This window comes from Actinomadura rugatobispora, assembly GCF_055379765.1.
This window is the reverse complement of the sequence record NZ_AP029191.1, coordinates 3,950,395-3,967,048: the sequence shown is the minus strand read 5'-3', so window position 1 is coordinate 3,967,048 and position 16,654 is coordinate 3,950,395. Positions and strand designations below refer to the sequence as shown.

General features: G+C 73.9%; 10 protein-coding genes. 2 read left to right on the top strand and 8 right to left on the bottom strand.

Annotated elements, in window-relative coordinates; translation table 11 throughout:
- Window positions 1-68: 68 nt before the first annotated feature.
- Together ACZ466_RS17005 and ACZ466_RS17000 are read left to right on the top strand one after the other, a co-directional pair.
- On the top strand, window positions 69-1,085 hold the full coding sequence (locus tag ACZ466_RS17005; protein ID WP_378292943.1) for an SPFH domain-containing protein: 1,017 nt from the start codon (window positions 69-71) through the stop codon (window positions 1,083-1,085).
- Window positions 1,082-1,975, top strand: a complete 894-nt coding sequence (locus tag ACZ466_RS17000) for a diacylglycerol kinase catalytic domain-containing protein (RefSeq protein WP_378292945.1) — start codon at window positions 1,082-1,084, stop codon at window positions 1,973-1,975. The genes ACZ466_RS17005 and ACZ466_RS17000 overlap by 4 nt, the downstream gene beginning before the upstream one ends.
- A 16-nt stretch (window positions 1,976-1,991) precedes the next feature.
- Here ACZ466_RS17000 and ACZ466_RS16995 read toward each other — a convergent pair whose 3' ends face one another.
- From ACZ466_RS16995 to lanL, 8 genes are all read right to left on the bottom strand, one after another.
- Window positions 1,992-3,557, bottom strand: coding sequence for an ABC transporter substrate-binding protein (locus ACZ466_RS16995; RefSeq protein ID WP_378292947.1), 1,566 nt, complete (start codon window positions 3,555-3,557; stop codon window positions 1,992-1,994).
- A gap of 233 nt (window positions 3,558-3,790) precedes the next feature.
- On the bottom strand, window positions 3,791-5,626 hold the full coding sequence (locus ACZ466_RS16990; RefSeq protein ID WP_464043876.1) for a WD40 repeat domain-containing serine/threonine protein kinase: 1,836 nt from the start codon (window positions 5,624-5,626) through the stop codon (window positions 3,791-3,793).
- Window positions 5,627-7,609, bottom strand: a complete 1,983-nt coding sequence (locus tag ACZ466_RS16985; protein WP_378292909.1) for a WD40 repeat domain-containing serine/threonine protein kinase — start codon at window positions 7,607-7,609, stop codon at window positions 5,627-5,629.
- A 48-nt stretch (window positions 7,610-7,657) separates the two neighbouring features.
- Window positions 7,658-9,364, bottom strand: a complete 1,707-nt coding sequence (locus ACZ466_RS16980) for an ATP-binding cassette domain-containing protein (RefSeq protein ID WP_378292911.1) — start codon at window positions 9,362-9,364, stop codon at window positions 7,658-7,660.
- Window positions 9,361-11,133: an ABC transporter transmembrane domain-containing protein gene (locus tag ACZ466_RS16975; RefSeq protein ID WP_378292913.1), complete on the bottom strand. Its 1,773-nt coding sequence runs from the start codon at window positions 11,131-11,133 to the stop codon at window positions 9,361-9,363. The genes ACZ466_RS16980 and ACZ466_RS16975 overlap by 4 nt, the downstream gene beginning before the upstream one ends.
- Window positions 11,134-11,280: 147 nt before the next feature.
- A complete protein-coding gene (locus tag ACZ466_RS16970; protein ID WP_378292921.1) occupies window positions 11,281-11,436 on the bottom strand; it encodes a VenA family class IV lanthipeptide in 156 nt (51 codons plus the stop codon).
- 5 nt (window positions 11,437-11,441) lie between these two features.
- Entirely contained in the window at window positions 11,442-13,301 is a 1,860-nt protein-coding gene (locus ACZ466_RS16965) for an alpha/beta hydrolase family protein (protein ID WP_378292915.1), read from the bottom strand.
- Window positions 13,298-16,024: a class IV lanthionine synthetase LanL gene (gene lanL, locus ACZ466_RS16960; protein ID WP_378292917.1), complete on the bottom strand. Its 2,727-nt coding sequence runs from the start codon at window positions 16,022-16,024 to the stop codon at window positions 13,298-13,300. Before lanL ends, ACZ466_RS16965 begins: the two co-directional genes overlap by 4 nt.
- Window positions 16,025-16,654 lie beyond the last annotated feature (630 nt).

Here is a 16,654-nt window from a genome sequence, read left to right as displayed (position 1 = left end):
CGGTGTTGTTCTCGGTTTGAGAATGACTTACCCTTTTGGTGTCGGCGTGGCGACATGAGGAGGGGATCATGGCGGACATCCAGCGGCGGCCGTTGCTGCGGCACCTGCGCGGAGCGCCCACCACCTACGTGCGGCATCTGCGGCGCGGCAGGACCGTGCACGAGGGTGTGGGCGTGTCCTTCTGGTTCCGGCCGCTGAACGCCGTCATCAGCGAGATCCCGGTGGACGACCGCGAACTGCCGATGCTCTTCCACGTCCGCACCTCCGACTACCAGGACGTCAGCGCGCAGGCCACGGTGACCTACCGGATCGAGGACCCGGTGCTGGCCGCCCGCCGGCTGGACTTCGCGATCAGCCCGGACACCGGCGCCTGGCGGTCGGCCCCGCTGGACCAGGTCGCGACCATGCTCACCGAGATCGCCCAGCAGTACGTGCTGACCCTGGTCACCGGGATGCCGCTGCGCGAGGCGATCACCACCGGCCCGGCCGCGATCCGGGACGCGGTGACCGATGGCCTGGCCGGGGACGGGCGGCTCACCGACATCGGGGTCACGGTCGTGGGGGTCCGGGTGGTCGCGGTGCGTCCCGAGGCCGAGGTGGAGCGGGCCCTCCAGACGCCCGCGCGCGAGCAGGTCCAGCAGGAGGCCGACCGCGCGACCTACGAGCGCCGCGCCGTCGCCGTCGAACGGGAGCGCGCCATCGCCGAGAACGAGATGCAGAACCAGATCGAGCTGGCGCACCGCGAGGAGCGGCTGGTCGCCCAGCGCGGGGTCAACGACCGCAGGCGCGCGGAGGAGGCCGCGGCCGCCGCCTGGGTCGCGGCGGAGGCGCAGGCGGAGCGGAACCGGCTGGACGCCGCCGTCCAGGCCGACGCCCGGCGGGCGCTCGGTGCCGCCGAGGCCGAGGCCAACTCGGCTTACCTGGCCGTCTACCGGGACATGGAGCCGTCCGTCCTGCTGGCGCTGGCCGCCCAGGCGCTGGCCGAGCGGCTGCCGGAGATCGGGCAGCTCAACCTTTCCCCCGACGTGCTGACCACCGTCCTGGGCGGGCTGGCCGCGCCCTCGTCCGACGGGGGCGGGGCGTGACGCTGGCGCCGCGCGCGGTAGTCGTGCACCGCCGTACCGAGTACGAGGAACTGCTGGCGCGGCACGGCAGCCGTGGCCAGGCGGAGTTCTTCCTGCGCTCGCGCGGCCGCGACATCGGCGGGGTGGCCGCCGCGCACGAGGCGACCGCCGCCGCGCTGGCCGCGGTGGCGGCGGCGATCCCGGTCTCCTGGCGGCGCGGGCTGGTGGAGCGGGCCGACCTGGACCGGTTCTTGTTCGCCCCGGACGACGTCGTGGTGGTGGTCGGGCAGGACGGTCTGGTCGCCAACACCGCCAAGTACCTGGACGGGCAGCCGGTGGTCGGGCTCAACCCCGATCCCGCCCGCAACCCCGGCGTCCTGGTCCCGCATCCCGTCGAGGCGTGCGCCGACCTGCTGCGGACCGTGGCGGACGGCGGCGGGGCGCGCGAGGAGCGGGTCATGGCCAGGGCCGTCACCGACGACGGACGGGAGCTGACCGCGCTCAACGAGGTCTACGTCGGTCACCCGGGCCACCAGTCGGCGCGCTACCGGCTCGCCCGCGGGGACGAGGCGGCCGAGCGGCAGTCCTCGTCGGGCGTTCTGGTCGCGACCGGGACCGGCGCCACCGGCTGGTGCCGGTCGGTCCGGCTGGAACGCGGCAGCGGCCTGCCGATGCCCGGCCCCGCCGAGCCGTCCCTGGCCTGGTTCGTGCGCGAGGCGTGGCCGTCCCCGGCGACCGGCACCTCCCGCACCGAGGGACGGCTCGCCGGGCGCGACACGCTGGACCTGGTCTGCGAGAGCGACGGCCTGGTGGCCTTCGGCGACGGGATCGAGGCGGACCGGCTGACCCTGTCGTGGGGCCAGCGGATCGCCATCGGCCTGGCCCCCGGCAGGCTGTCCCTCGTGCGCTGAGCGCCCTGGCCGGGTGTCACCGGTTCATCCACAGCTCCTCCGGCATCAGTGACCCGAGGCCGTACATCCTGGCTCCGTGGACGTTCCCGGCGGTCTCGACGGCGGGTGCGGTGCGTGTGACGGGGATCTGGGGGACGAGTGCGGCCAGCCGCTCCTGCGCCACCGTGTAGGCGGCCTTGCGCTCGTCCAGCGATGTCGACAGGCGCCCCTTGTCCAGTGCCGCGTTCAGCCGCGGATCGTTGAGCCCGGACATGTTGGCGGTGGATCTGCCGTGGTAGTTCGCCCAGAGTTGCGGCTCGGGATCCACCATCATGGTCGAGGAGATGACCATGTCGAAGTCGCGGGCGGCGTAGATCCTGCTGGTGTCGGCGGAGTCGATGGTCTTGATCTTGACTTCGACGTTCCTGAACGCGCTGAGCTGCGTCTGGAGGCTCTCTGACAGTCCCTTGGCCTCCGAGGTGGCCTGGGCGCTGAAGGTGAAGGAGAGCCGTTTGCCCTCGCCGGCCAGCTGGTCGAGCAGACGCTGCGCGAGTTGCCTGTCCTGCCTCGCCAGTCTGATGTCGGTGTAGAACGGCGAGGAGCGTTCGAAGAGCCTGTCGGCACGCTTGCCCTTGCCGTTGTAGACGGAGAGGTTGGCCGCGTCGAGATCCAGTGCCGCGGCGACGGCCTGGCGTGCCCGCAGATCGTCGAAGGGCGGTCGGCGCGTGTTCATGACCACGCCCTGGCCGCCGCTCAGCGGCATGACCTGGGTCGGGAAGCCCGCCTTGCGCGCCTTGTCGATGGTCTTCCAGCTGGTGTCGATGCTCACGTCGACGCCGCCGCTGGTCAGGCTGCTCAGCCGCTGCATGCTGTCGGGCGTGGCGCGCAGCACGATGCGGTCGAGGTAGGGCTTGGGCGGGTCCCAGTACCGGGGGTTCTTCACGAGCTCGAACTTGTCGTTGCGGGACCACGATTTCAGGATGAACGGGCCCGCGCCGACCGGGGCGGCGTCGAAGGCGCGCTGGCCCTTCGCCAGCGCCTTCGGCGACGCGATCCAGTTCATTCCTCCGTTGACCAGCGCGTGGGCGTAGTTCGGGACCGGCATCCTCAGCGTGACCTTCAGCGTTCTGGCGTCCACCACCTCGGTCGAGGCGATGAGCGCCGCCTCCCTGATCGAGGACGAGGCGGTCGCCGGGTTCCGGAGCCGGTCCCAGTTGAACTTCACGGCCTGCGCGTCCAGCGGGCCGCCGTCGGTGAAGGCCAGGTTCTCGCGCAGCGTCAGCGCGAAGGTCCTGCCGTTGTCGTCGCTGGTGAAGCTCTCGGCCATCTTGTAGTCGATCCGGCCGGTCTGCACGTCGTTGGCCATCAGCGTCCCGTACAGGGCATTGCCCAGGACGGCGTTGAACGCCCAGGCGTTGGACATGGCGGCGGGGTCGACGCTCCGCGGCTCGCTGTACATGATCACCCGGGCGGTGCCGCCGAGCACCGGGTCGCCGGCCGGCCCCCTGGTGGTGATGGCGGACGATCCACTGCACGCGGCCGTGGCCAGTGCCACGGCGGCCGCCAGTGCCGCGGTCGGGAAACGTCTGGTCGGGGGCACCATTGATCTCTCCTCAGCGCTCCGGGGTGGGAGGGGCGGTCGGTCGTGCCGGAGGTGGTCGGATCGGCGCCGGGGTGCTCACCGGGCAGGGGTCGGCGCGAGCACGGTAATGAGGATGACCGGTCACAAGAACAGTATTTCCGGATGTGAATAAAAACAAGTTGTAATTTGGAGAATGGGCCTCTACGATTCGCGCATTGCTCTTTTCGGGGCATCGGTGTGCCCGCGGCCTCTGATCAGGGGAAGCGCCAGAGGCGGATCGTGCCGCTGCCGGTGGCGCTGGCCATGGAACGGCCGTCCCGGGAGAACGCCAGCGCGTCCACGCTGTCGGTGTCGACGGTCAGCGTGGCGAGGGACGCGCCTGTCCGCGCGTTCCACAACCGGATGGTCTTGTCCTTGCTGCCGGTGGCCAGCGTGCCGCCGTCGGGGCTGAAGGCCAGGGCCTCGACGTAGCCGGTGTGGCCGCGCAGGGTCCGGGTCTCCCGCCAGGTGCGCGTGTCCCACAGGTGGACGACGGCGCCGGGGTCGGTCGAGCCCGCGAGCATCGTGCCGTCGGGGCTGAAGGCCAGAGCCATGGGCGAGTGACCGCGGTAAAGCTCCGTGAGCGAGCGGCCGGCCGCGGTGTCCCAGACCCGGATCGGACCCCTGTACGCCTTGCCGCCCGCGAGGAGCCGTCCGTCCGGGCTGAAGGCCAGGTGGTTGAGGCCGTCGTCGAAGGCCGTACCGATCTTGCGGCGGGTCCTGACGTCCCAGAGTTCGGTGGCGCCGTCGCGGGCGGAGGCGAGCGTGGCGCCGTCGGTGGTCAGCGCCAGCGCGTAGGCGTCGCCGGGGAGGTCGATGCGGCCGGTCGTCCGGCCGGTGGCCGGGTCTGCCAGCGCGATGTGGGTGTCGACGGCGCCGGCCACGAGCCGGCCGTCGGGGCTGAGCACGTCGGCGCCGTAGTCGAGCACCTCGGGCATGTGGACGGGGTTGCCCTGGCCCGTGGACAGATCCCAGTTCCAGAGGGTCCTCAGACCGGCGGCCAGCAGCCTCCGGTCGCCGTCGACGAACGCGATCTGCCGGACGGCGATCGGGTCGCCGACGAGCACGGTCGGGCTGGGCGTGCCGGTCGGGGTGAACGGGGCCGGCCGCTTCGCCGGGGCGCCGTCGTCCGGGCGCGACAGCAGCAGCGCCGCGGGGACGCCGGCCGCCGCGGCCGCGGTGGCGGCGACCGCCCCGGCGAGTAGGGCGCGGCGCGGGACCCGGCGCGGGACGCGGCGCGGGCGCGAGCCGGGCGGCGCGGTCAGCCCGCGGCCGATCCGGGCGGGGGAGGGGCGCCGGTCCGGGTCCTTGTCCAGGCAGGCGGTGAGGAGGTCGCGAAGGTCGTCCTGCACGCCGTCGAGCCGGGGAGGCTCGCTGACGATCCGCTGGACGATCGCGGGGACGGTGGACGCGTCGAACGGGCTCTTCCCGGTGGCGGCGTAGGCGAGCACGCAGCCGAGGGCGAAGACGTCCGCGGGCGGGCCCGCGCGGTCGGCGCGGACCTGCTCGGGGGCCATGTAGGCGTAGGTGCCGATGACGGCGCCGGTGGCGGTGATCGTGGTGGAGTCGGCGGCGCGGGCGATGCCGAAGTCGATGATGCGGGGCCCGTCGGGGGACATGATGACGTTGCCGGGTTTGAGGTCGCGGTGGACCAGCCCGTGGGCGTGGATGGCGGTGAGCCCTTCGGCGAGCGCGGCGCCCAGTTTCCGTACTTCGTCCGGGGCGAGCGGGCCGTGGCTGAGGACGTGTTCGCGCAGGGATCGGCCGGGGACGTAGGCGGTGGCCATCCACGGTGCTTCGGCGTCCGCGTCGGCGTCGACCACCTGGGCGGTGTGGAACCCGCCCACCTTGCGAGCGGCCTCCACCTCCCGGCCGAAGCGGGCGCGGAAGCCCGGATCGGCGGCGTGCTCGGCGCGGATCAGCTTGACCGCCACATGCCGGCCGCCGGGCGAAGTACCGAGGAACACCTGTCCCATCCCGCCCTCGCCCAGCCGGCCCTCAAGGCGGTACGGGCCGACCGTCAGCGGATCCTCCGGCCGCAATGCCCGCATCTACCCGACCTTCCAGAGCCGGACGGCCGCGTCGTCCTTGCCGCCGCCGGCCGCGACCGTCCTGCCGTCCGGGCTGAACACCACCGTGTCGAGCCGCTCCGTGTGGCCGGCCAGGACGGCGGTCGCACGGCCGGACGCCACGTCCCACAGCCGCACGGTGCGGTCGAGGCCGCAGCTGGCGAGGACGGTGCCCTTCCTGCCGAACGTCACCTCCCACACCTCGTCGATGTGGCCGGAGAGGGTGGCGATGACGCGGCGGGAGGCGAGATCCCACAGCGAGATGTTCTCGCTGCCGCCGCAGGTGGCCAGGCGCGTCCCGTCCGGGCTGATGTCCAGCGTCAGGTTCTTGGTGGTCTCGACCCGGGTCAGCGGCCCTTTCCGGCCGGTCGCCGTGTCCCAGGTGAGGATGGCGTCGCGGTCGTCCCCGTCGCCGTAACCGTCGAGGGCGGCGATGAGGGTCCTGCCGTCCGGGCTGAAACGCAGCCGGTGGACGCCGTGGTGGACGGGCCCGTCCAGCCCGCGGGTCAGGGGGCCCGTGTCCAGGGTGGTGTGGCGGCCGGTCGCCACGTCCCACAGCCGCACGTCCGGGTTGCCGGTGGCGAGGGTGCGGCCGTCCGGACTGAACGCGACGGTGAGGAGCGGATACTTCTCGGTGTCCAGGGTCCTGATCTTGCGGCCGGTCGCGACGTCCCAGAGCATGGCGCACGAGTCGAAGTGCGCGGTCGCCAGGAGCCTGCCGTCCGGGCTGAAGGCCACCTCCATGACCCCGACGCCGCCGGCCAGCGCGCGCAGCGGCCGGGCGGAGGCGACGTCCCAGATGCGTGCCTCGTCGTTGTAGCTCGACCCGCTGGCCAGGAGCCTGCCGTCGGGGCTGAACGCCAGGGCGCCGACCCCGCGCCGGTGGCCGGTGAGCGTGCTGGCGATCGGCTGCCGCGCGGACGGTGCCGGATCCGGGCGGCGCGTGCCCGCGCTGCTTCGCGTCGCCAGGAAGGCGCCTCCGCCGCCCACGGCGACGACGGTGGCGGCGGCGGCCGCGCCCGCCAGGAGGGTGCGACGCGGCACCCGGCGCCCGCCCGCGGGACCGGGCCGAGCCCCTTCCTCTCTGGTCACGACCATCGTCCCGGGAGGGAGCGTGGCCTCCCCATCGCCGGCGGGCGGCACGACCGGCAGAGGAGCGGACCGCGGGTCGGCGAGGTGGCCGAGGAGAAGGGAGAGCGCCGGCCTCGCGCACGGGTCCTTGGCCAGGCAGGCGGCGATGGCGCGGGCGATGTCGGCGGGGACCCCGTTCAGCGGCGGGTCCTCGTTGAGGACGCGATGCACGATCGCGGGGACGGTGGAGGCCTCGAACGGGCTGTTCCCGGTGGCGGCGTAGGCGAGTACACAGCCGAGGGCGAAGACGTCCGCCGGCGGGCCCGCGCGGTCGCCGCGCATCTGTTCGGGCGCCATGAACGCGTACGTCCCGAGGACCACACCGTCGGACGTCAGCGAATCGGCGTCGGCGGCGCGGGCGATGCCGAAGTCGATGATGCGGGGCCCGTCGGGGGACATGATGACGTTGCCGGGTTTGAGGTCGCGGTGGACCAGCCCGTGGGCGTGGATGGCGGTGAGTCCTTCGGCGAGCGCGGCGCCCAGTTTCCGTACCTCGTCCGAGGGCAGCGGGCCATGGCCGAGGACGTGTTCGCGCAGGGATCGGCCGGGGACGTAGGCGGTGGCCATCCACGGTGCTTCGGCGTCCGCGTCGGCGTCGACCACTTGCGCGGTGTGGAACCCGCCCACCTTGCGAGCGGCCTCCACCTCCCGGCCGAAGCGGGCGCGGAAATCCGGATCGGCGGCATGCTCGGCGCGGATCAGCTTGACCGCCACACGCCGGCCGCCGGGCGAGGTCCCCAGGAACACCTGTCCCATCCCGCCCTCGCCCAACCGGCCCTCAAGCCGATACGGACCGACCGTCAGGGGATCACCACGCCGCAAGGGATCGGTCACGCTGCCAGAGCCTAACCGGACCGAGCACCGTTCTAGACCGATGCGGCCTCACGACTGCCAGTGGCCGACCAGTTCGGCGTAGAGGGGGCTGAGGTCGAGGAGCGTGCGATGCGTTCCGAGGAGCGGGCCCGAGGCGTCCAGCAACAGCACTTGGTGGGCCCGCTGCGCGGAGCTGATCCGGTGGGCGATGACGATGAGCGTCCCGCCGCGCGCCGCCAGCGCCTCCTCGGCTCGGGCCTCCGCGGCGGGGTGCAGGTGGCAGGTCGCCTCGTCGAGGATGACGACGGGCGCGGCCGACAGGTACGCGCGGGCGAGGGTGATGAGCTGCCGTTCCCCGTGGGACAGCGTCCCGCCGCCGGGCGGGACGTCGGCGTCGTAGCCGCCGAGCCGGCGCAGCGTCTCGTCCAGGCCCACCGCGCCGGCGGCCTCGTCGAGCTGCGCGGTGGTGGCGCGGGGACGCAGATAGGCGAGGTTCTCCCGCAGGGTCCCCGCGAAGATGTAGCTCTCCTGCGGGATGAGCGTCACGGCGTCCCGGAGCCGCGCCGCGTCGAGCCGGGGGAGCGGCACCTTGCCGAGCGTGACGCTGCCCCGCTGGGGACGTGCGAGATCGATCAGGACGTTCGCGAGGGTCGACTTCCCCGTGCCGCTGGGGCCGACCACGGCCAGATGCGTGCCCTCCGGGATGTGCAGGCTCAGATCGCTGAGGACGGGGGCGGCCCGCGGCGAGTACGCGAACGTGACGTGGTCGAGCTCGATGTCGGACGACGCGGGGACGAGCGCCGGTGCGGCGCGGGCCGTGCGGGCGGCGGGGCCGGCGGAGACCTCGGCGAGGCGGCCGAGGAGCACCGCCAGGCTGAGCAGCAGGGTGCCGCCCGCGTCGACCAGCAGGACGATCCCCGGCTGCAGCCCGGTGACCAGGTAGCCGACCGCGCCGGCCACCTCCCCTTCGGTGAGCCGCCCGCTCCCGGTCAGGGCGGGCGACAGCGCGAGCAGCACGAGCAGCGGCAGGTGCACGCCGAACGCCAGCACCGGGAGCCGGACGAGGCGGGAGCGGGCGAAGGCGCGCAGCGCCTCGGCCTGGGCGTCGATCGACGCGGCGACCGTGCGGGCCGCGCGGTCCTCGGCCGCGCACGCGACCACGTCGCGCACCCCCTCGACGATGATGCCGGCGGACTCCCCGATCCGTTCGGCGTGCCGCACGACGGCCCGGTACCGGCGGACCTGCACGCCCAGGAACGCGGCGAACACGGCCAGGGCGAGCGCCACCGACAGGGCGATGGCCAGCGCCAGCGGCGGGGAGAGCAGCGCGAGCCCGACCAGGGCGGCGATCCCGGCCGCGAGCAGCTGCCGGACGTTGCGCAGCGCGGTGCCGAGCAGCGCCCGGACGGCCTCGGCCTGCTCGGTGACCTGCGAGACGCCCGCGCCCGCCGCGCCGTCCGCCCGGCGCAGGGCGGCGGCGACGACGTCGGTGACCAGGGAGTCGCGGAGCGGCTCGACGGCCGCGGCGAGCCAGGGGTAGACGCGGCGGGTCGCCGCGGCGCCGAGCACGTGCAGGACGACCAGGGCCGCCAGCCAGGCCAGGCCGACGCCGGGGCGGCCGGCCAGGAACCCTTCGTCGATGGCCCGGGCGAGCAGCAGGCCCGCCCCGAACACGGGCAGGCCCTCCAGGACCGACCACGCGGCGAGCCGGCGCAGCGCCCGCCCCTGTCCGCGCAGGTGGTGGCGCAGCAGCCGGGCCGCGGCCGGGACGCTCATGCGCCGGAGGCGAGTTCGGGAGCGGCGGCGAACACGGCCCGGTACTCGGGGTCGGGCCACAGGTCGGCGTGCGGGGCGAGCGCGCGGATCCGGCCGCCGTCGAGCCAGGCGACCAGGTCCGCGCGGGCCGCCGTCGCCGGCCGGCGCGCCACCACCAGGCTGGTGCGGCGGGCCAGCAACCGCTGGAGCGCCCGGGTCACCTTCACCTCCGTGGCGGTGTCGAGGCTGCTGGTGGCGTCGTCCAGGACGAGGACCCGGGCGTCGGTCAGCGCGGCCCGTGCCAGCCCGAGGCGCTGCAGTTCGCCGCCCGACAGCGGCGCCCGGTCGAGCGGCGTGTCATACCCGGCGGGCAGCGCCAGGACGAAGTCGTCGGCGGCGGCCGTCCGGGCGGCCCGCCGCACCTCGTCGCGGCCGGCCTCAGGACGCGCGTAGGCGATCATGTCGTGGACGGTGGCGCCGAGCAGCGCCGGACGCTCGAAGGCGTAGGCGACGGCGCGGCGCAGCTCCGGCGGCGCGACGGCGGTGACCGGGACGCCGTCGAGCTCGACGCGTCCTTCGTGCGGGTCGACAAGCCGTCCCATCAGCGACACCAGCACGCTCTTGCCCGTCCCCGACGCGCCCACGACGGCGACGCCGGCTCCGGCCGGGACCGTCAGGTCGAGCCGGTCGAGCACGGTGCGGCCGCCGATCCGGACGGTCACGTTCCGCAGGGTCACCCGTCCGGGGCCGTCCGGCAGCGCGACCGGGCGCGGCGGCGGCGCCACGGCCGGGGCCGCGTCGAGCACCTCCTGGACCCGTCCGGCGCTGACCTCGCTGTTCAGCAGCGCGACGAAGGTGTCGAAGAGCGCGGCGGCGCCGACGGCCATGGACGCGTAGGACGCGGCGGCGACGAGCTGGCCGGTGGTGATGTCGCCGGTGGCGAGCCGCAGCCCGGCGACGGCCACCACCAGGATCTGCGTCAGCGGCGCCAGCAGGGACAGCCGCCAGCTCACCTGGCCCTGCGCGGCCCAGGTCCGGTGCCCGGCCGCGCGCAGGAGGGGGAGCGGCCGCAGGATGCGTTCGACCTCGCGGGCCGCGGTGCCGCCGGCGCGGATCGTCCGGATCCCCTGGCGGGCGTCCAGCAGCCGGGTCGCGATCGCCGCCTGGTGGCGCTGGTAGTCCGAGAACGGTTCGCCGGCCTGGGCGACGAAGACGCGCAGCACCACGACGGCGACCGGCACGCAGAGCGCGAACGCGGGCGCGAGCGTCCAGTCGATGAGGGCCAGCGCGATCACGGCGCCGGCGGCCGTCGCCAGGGTCGCCGCCACCGACACCAGCTGGACGGGCAGGGCGGCCAGGGCGCTCGCGCTCTCGGTGAGCCGGGACAGCACGTCCCCGGTGGGGAAGCGCCGGCGGCCGGGCACCCCGAGCTCCAGGACCCGCCCGACCAGCCGGTGCCGGAGCCAGGCGGTGATATGGCTGCCGCAGTAGGCGCCCACCAGGTCCTCCCCGGCGTCGGCCAGGGCGGCGACGGCGAGGACGAGCGCCAGCCCGGTCAGGGCGGTGCCCACCGGGGCGCCGGTATGGACGGCGTCGATGGCGCGGGCGAGCATGACCGGCGTCGCCAGCGTCGCCAGGACGCGCAGCAGCGTGCACAGCGCCAGCAGCGCCATCCGCGGACCGGCGCGGTGCACCGCCGCGCGCAGCAACCGCCGGCCGCCGGCGCGAAGCGCGCCGGGTGTGAGGGGTGTGGCGGGTGCGTCGCCGCCGGTCGGGTCGGTGGGGGCCACGTGGGTCGGCTCCCTTCCATCCCGGCGGGTATTGGCTACAGTGAGAAGTGGGTCCGGTCACGGACCGGCCGGTCTTCCGGCCGGCCCGTGACCGGTGTCTGCGGGCCGGGGCCGCTCACTCCCCGGACCGCCCGCGGGCGATCGGCATCACGAGCAGGAGATGCCGACGCACACGGTGTTCAGCAGCGTCAGCAGGCCGGTGCACGCGCACGTGCCGCCGAGCTGGATGCCGTCGATCTCGATCGGGTCGGTCTCGGGCAGTTCCTGCAGTTCCGCCACGAGGTCACCGTCGAAGATGTCCATCTGGTTCACCTCCTCTCCATGTCGGGTGCCAAGGTCCGCCCCGCGCCGAGGCAGAAGCGGACCACAGCCGTCCGCAGGACCGGGGACCACGCCTGGACGACCGCGGTGTGGTCGCCGTCGACTTCGAGGTAGTCGAAGTCGGTCCCTTCGGTCCTGCCGAGTTCGAGGAGGCGGCGGCGCAGCGCCCGTGACTGGCCGACCGGGACGACCTCGTCCCGGGTGCCGTGCGCCACCAGGAGCGGCACGGTGAGCGCGCCGCACAGGGCCAGGACGTCGCGCCGCGCGTCCCGCTCCGTGCCGTCGGGCCGGTTCAGGTGCGCCACCCGCTCCCGGACCGGGGCGGCGGCGTCGCGGTACAGGCTCGCGGCGGAGGCGAACGGCGCCAGCGCCGCGCATCCGGCCCACAGGTCGGGGTTGCGGCAGGCCGCCAGCAGCGCCAGGAAGGCTCCGTAGCTGACGCCGAGCAGGATCGGGTTCCGCGCCGCCTCGCCGGCGGGCGCCCCGGTGACGGCGTCACGGCGGCGATCGGCGATGGCGCGCCCCAGATGGACGACGTCCTCCAGGTCGGGCCCGCCCCAGTCGCCGACGACCGCCCGCAGATGCCGCTCGCCGTAGCCGGTGCTGCCCCGGTAGTTGGGGGCGACGACCGCGATGCCAGCGGCGGCGAGATGCTGGAAGAGCGGGTCGAACTCCAGCCGCCAGGCCGACAGCGGGCCGCCGTGCAGCGCGAGGACCACGCGGTCGCTCTCGTGCCAGCGGGGACCCCCGTAGACGATCGCCTCGATGGGCCCCTCCGGGCCCGGCAGCTCGATCAGGTCGGCGCCCGCCCAGGCCGCCGCGGTGCCCGGCTGGGCGGACTGCGCGAACGACCAGCCGGCGCGGGCGCGGCGGTGCACGGTCGCCAGCGTCGGCGGCCGGTGCGGCGCCGAGAAGCGCAGGTGAACGCGCCCGCCCGTCCAGGACGCCGGGGGCGACAGGACTCCGGGCGGCCCGGCCACTGCTTCGACGCGATCGCTCGCCCGGTGGTGAACCAGGAGGCTGGACGCGGCGCCGGAATCCTCGCAGACCAGCAGGTTCTCACCGCCGCCGTCGAAGCACAGCGGGGTGCGGGCGACCCCCGGACGGTTGAGGGCCCTGGAGAACCGCACCCGGCCATCGCCGGGCGACCACAGCCCGATCCCCCGGACGCCGGTCGTCACGGCCAGCACCCGGGAGCGCCGGTCGCAGGCGACGATCCGGTCGGTCGTCGTGCTGGACACCGACCAGACCCGGCGCCAGGAACGCTCCCGCAGGTCCACGACGATCCCGTCCGTCCGGTGCCCGGCGCCGGTGTGATCGAGCGCCAGCGTGCGGCCGTCGTCGAGCCAGACGCCGCCCGACAGCACGCCCGGGATCCGTACCACCGCCACCGGCTCCGCGCCGGAGTCCGGCAGGGCCCAGATCCGCGAGTGCCGCTCGTCCTCCACGGTCACCAGGACCAGCGTCTGCGGCGATCCCGGCCCGGCCAGCGGGTATCCGGCGAGCATCGGGGCGATTCGCCACGACCGGGTGACGGTCGCGGCGCCGTCGCCGCCCGGACGGACGGCGATGACCGTCCCGTGGCCCGCCGGAGTCCCGTCGTCGCCGACCGCGGGCCGCGCCACCAGGACCTCGCCGTCGTCCAGCGGGACCGGACGGCTGTGCCGATCGACGGCCTCGCCGCCGGCGGCGAGCGTGCGCCCGGACGGCGCGGTGCCGCCGAGGGTCCACCGCTCCAGCGTCACGCGGTCCTGGACGGCGCTCAGGCAGGTCGCCCACCGGCCGTCGCCGGAGAAGGCGAAGCCGAACCGGGAGGGGATCTCGGGAAGGTCGGGAACGGCTGTCATGACCACCGTCCCGTACCGGCCGCGGCGCTGGCGGCCGTGTCGACGGTCCAGAGGCGCGGCGCCCCGTACCGCAGCCGCAGCAGGAAGCCGAGGATCCCGCTCATCCCGTCGCCCCAGGTCACCGAGACCTCGCCCTGCTCGTCGGGGAAGACGAGCCGGCCGTCGCGGCGCGCGCGGGCGGCGACGATGATCCGGCCGAGCCGCCACGCCGCCGCCCGGTGCCGGTCGTCGCCGGTCAGCGCGGCCATGTCGAGCAGGAAGTCGCCGTTGCCCGCCAGTCCGTGGCACTGCCCCAGCACCGCGCGCCACGCGTGGTCCGTCACGGCACGGGCGGCGAGGCCGGCGGCGTCGAGGAAGCGCGCGTCTCCGGTGGCCGTGCCGAGCCGGACCAGGAAGCTCCCGATGCCCGACGCGCCGTGGCACCAGTAGGGGGCCGTCGGCGCGTCACCCGCCCCGGCGCCCCACATCGCCGAGCCCCGCGCGACGACCGCCGCGTCCAGCAGCTCCTCGCCGACGCGGACGGCCAGTTCCCGGCAGTCGTCGCGTCCGGTGGCCTCCGCGCAGGCGATCAGGAAGTAGCCGACGCCCGCGATGCCGTGCGCGAACCCGTAGTAGGACCTGCCCGCCAGCTTGGAATCGACGTCGGCCGGTGTGCTCCAGACGAGCCCACCCGCACGCTCCTCGACCGTTTCGAGCAGCGCGTCGGCGGCGGCGTCCGCCTTCTCGGCGAACAGCGACCGCCCGGTGCGGGCCCACAGGTGCAGGGCGGTCAGGCCGAGGCCGGCCGTCCCGTGGGTGACATCCGGGCTGGCGACCGCGAGCGGCAGCTCCCCGGCCACGGCGGCGGCGTCCCCGGCCAGCCGCTCGTCGCCGAGCGCCAGGCCCGCCTCCAGCAGCGACCACGCCGCGCCGGCGGTCCCGAAGTACAGCCCGGGGGGCCGGTTCGTCCCGTCCGCCAGCCGCTCGCGGATCCACCAGGACGCCTCGGCGATCGCTCCCGGAAGGCGCGGATCGGCGGTCGACTGCGAGCAGCGCACCAGGGCGCCCAGGCAGCCGGCGGCGCCGTGCTGCAGGGTGCACGGGTCGGGCGCGCCATGGACGCACGACACCGGCCACAACGCCTGCGACGCGTCCGGGTCCATGGAGGCGAGCAGTTCCTCGGTGATCCCCTCGATGGCCTGCTCGACCCTTTCGCGCAGCCACGGGGGCTCGGCGTCGTCGTGGCCGCTCCGCGCCCGGCGCGGGTGCTCGGCCACGAGCGTGTCGCGCGCCCGGTCCGCCGTCCAGCGGAGCTCGGGCTCCTCCGCCATCAGGCCGACGAGCATCGCCCTCCAGGGGTCGGGAAGGTCCAGGCCCTGGGTCCGGGCCGCCAGCCATTCCTCGAACCGCTCCGTCAGCGGCCTGCTCTCCGGGGACTCGTCCAGGAAGTAGGGCGGGCTCCCGGTGAACAGGTAGCAGAGCGTCGCGCCGAGGCTGTAGTGATCGGCGGACGCGTGCGGCGGTGCGCCCCGCAGCTGCTCGGGAGCCCCGAACGCCGGCGTCCCGGCCCGCAGCGGGCCGTCCTCCCCGTCGGCCACCGCGAGTTCGAGGTCGATGAGAACGGGGGTGCCGTCGGGGCGGACCATGATGTTGTTGGGGTTGAAGTCGCGGATCAGGATCCCGGCGGCGTGCGCGTCGCGCATCAGCTCGACGAGACGCCGCGCCATCTCCGCGGCGCGCCCGAGATGCTCACCCCATCCGGCCTCGATGATGCGGTCGGCCACCCATTCCCGCAGCGGCGCGCCCTGGATCATCTCCTGCGCGAGGAACAGGTGCCCGCTCTGCGGGAACACCTCGACGAGGCGCGGCGCCAGTCCGCGGCCCTGCAGCCGCTCCAGCGCCCTGGCCTCCGCGCGCAGCCGGTCGCGGGTGTCGCGCCCGTCCAGATCGGCGGCGACGTGCGGGCGGGCCTCCTTGATCACCACCGGTTCACCGGTCCGGGAATCCACCGCGCGATAGACGCCGCCCTTGTTGGAATGACGGATCGCCTCCCGTACCGTGAACCGTCCCCCGAGCAGGATCGGCCCGGAGCCACGTGTCCGCGGGGTGCCGTTCATCCCATTGTCGGGAAAGGGAGATGTCACCCAGGAGGGAGGTTCGTACCGTCCGGTACGCCGATCCTCGACGGGCTTTCCATCCGGGTCGAGAATCGTCCAGGCATAAAAGCCGTCATTGGTGAGCCGGCGCTCCTCGACAAAGGCGCCATAGCGATAGTTCACGAGGCTGTCCCGCGCGTACGGCCGATCGGACAGGATACGCGGCCCCGGCAGCCCCTTGGTCGCCTCGTGCAGTTCGCGGGCCAGGCGCACGGCCTCCTCGTCGCTCCCGGGGTACACGGTAATGAACTTTCCCGAATGGCCGCGCGAGGTGTTGCGCGCGTTGAGCGCGGCGACGAAGTCGACCGCGGCGGCGAACTTGAACACCGAACCGGAGGCCAGCAGCACCCCCAGGGCCCGGCCGAGCACCTCCTCCGCGGACGCCGGCGTGGCCGCGACGTGCAGCTTCCACCCCTGAGGGCGCAGCCTGGCGTCCTCCGGGGAGACCGAGCACCAGATCCCGGAACGCCTGACCCGCCACCGATCCGGCGCGTCCGCGATGGCCCGCATGAGGACGTCGACAAGAGGATCGTCTCCAACATCCGCGGCCGACGCGGCCGTGAAGATGCTGAACTTGAAATCCACCATGAATTATCTCCGCTGCCCCATGTCCATCGTCGAATCCGTTTTCCCGGAGAAGATCGCGAACCGTTTCAGTCGCAACTCCGCCCTCTCGGGCAGGGCCCATGTAACCACGGGCTCGACGGGGGATCCAGGGGCATTCACCCCCCTTTGTGTCCACATCAGGACTGAGAGTGATCTTGACTCGAACTCGGATCCTGACTGTCAAGTCATGATCGTTTCGACGGTTGCGCACTTCGGGCGCCGGTTCCGTTCACGCGAACTCATCCGACCGGATCAGTGGAGAGTCCGCCGATCGTTCCAGCCCGAAGTCGAGCACCCTGACCCGATTTGGCCATCTCTTTCCCCGGAAATGCCAAAATGGTCATCAAATGACAAACCCAAGGCAACCAGGATCTTCCCTGGCAAATAGCGCCCGACCCCTGCCAGGAGGAAGGGAAAGATCATCCACGCTCGGCGACGTGGTAGCGTCGTGCTCGCAGAGACAACCGGGTCGGCTGCTGACCAGAAGCGGGAGGTGAGTTGATGAGTGCCGCCAAGGCCGCTGCCGTGTGCAGCGCCCACCGGACCATCCTCACGTCCCGGGCCCTGGTCTGACCTGACGTTCACCACTCCCTCGAAGCCGTGGCGGCTTCC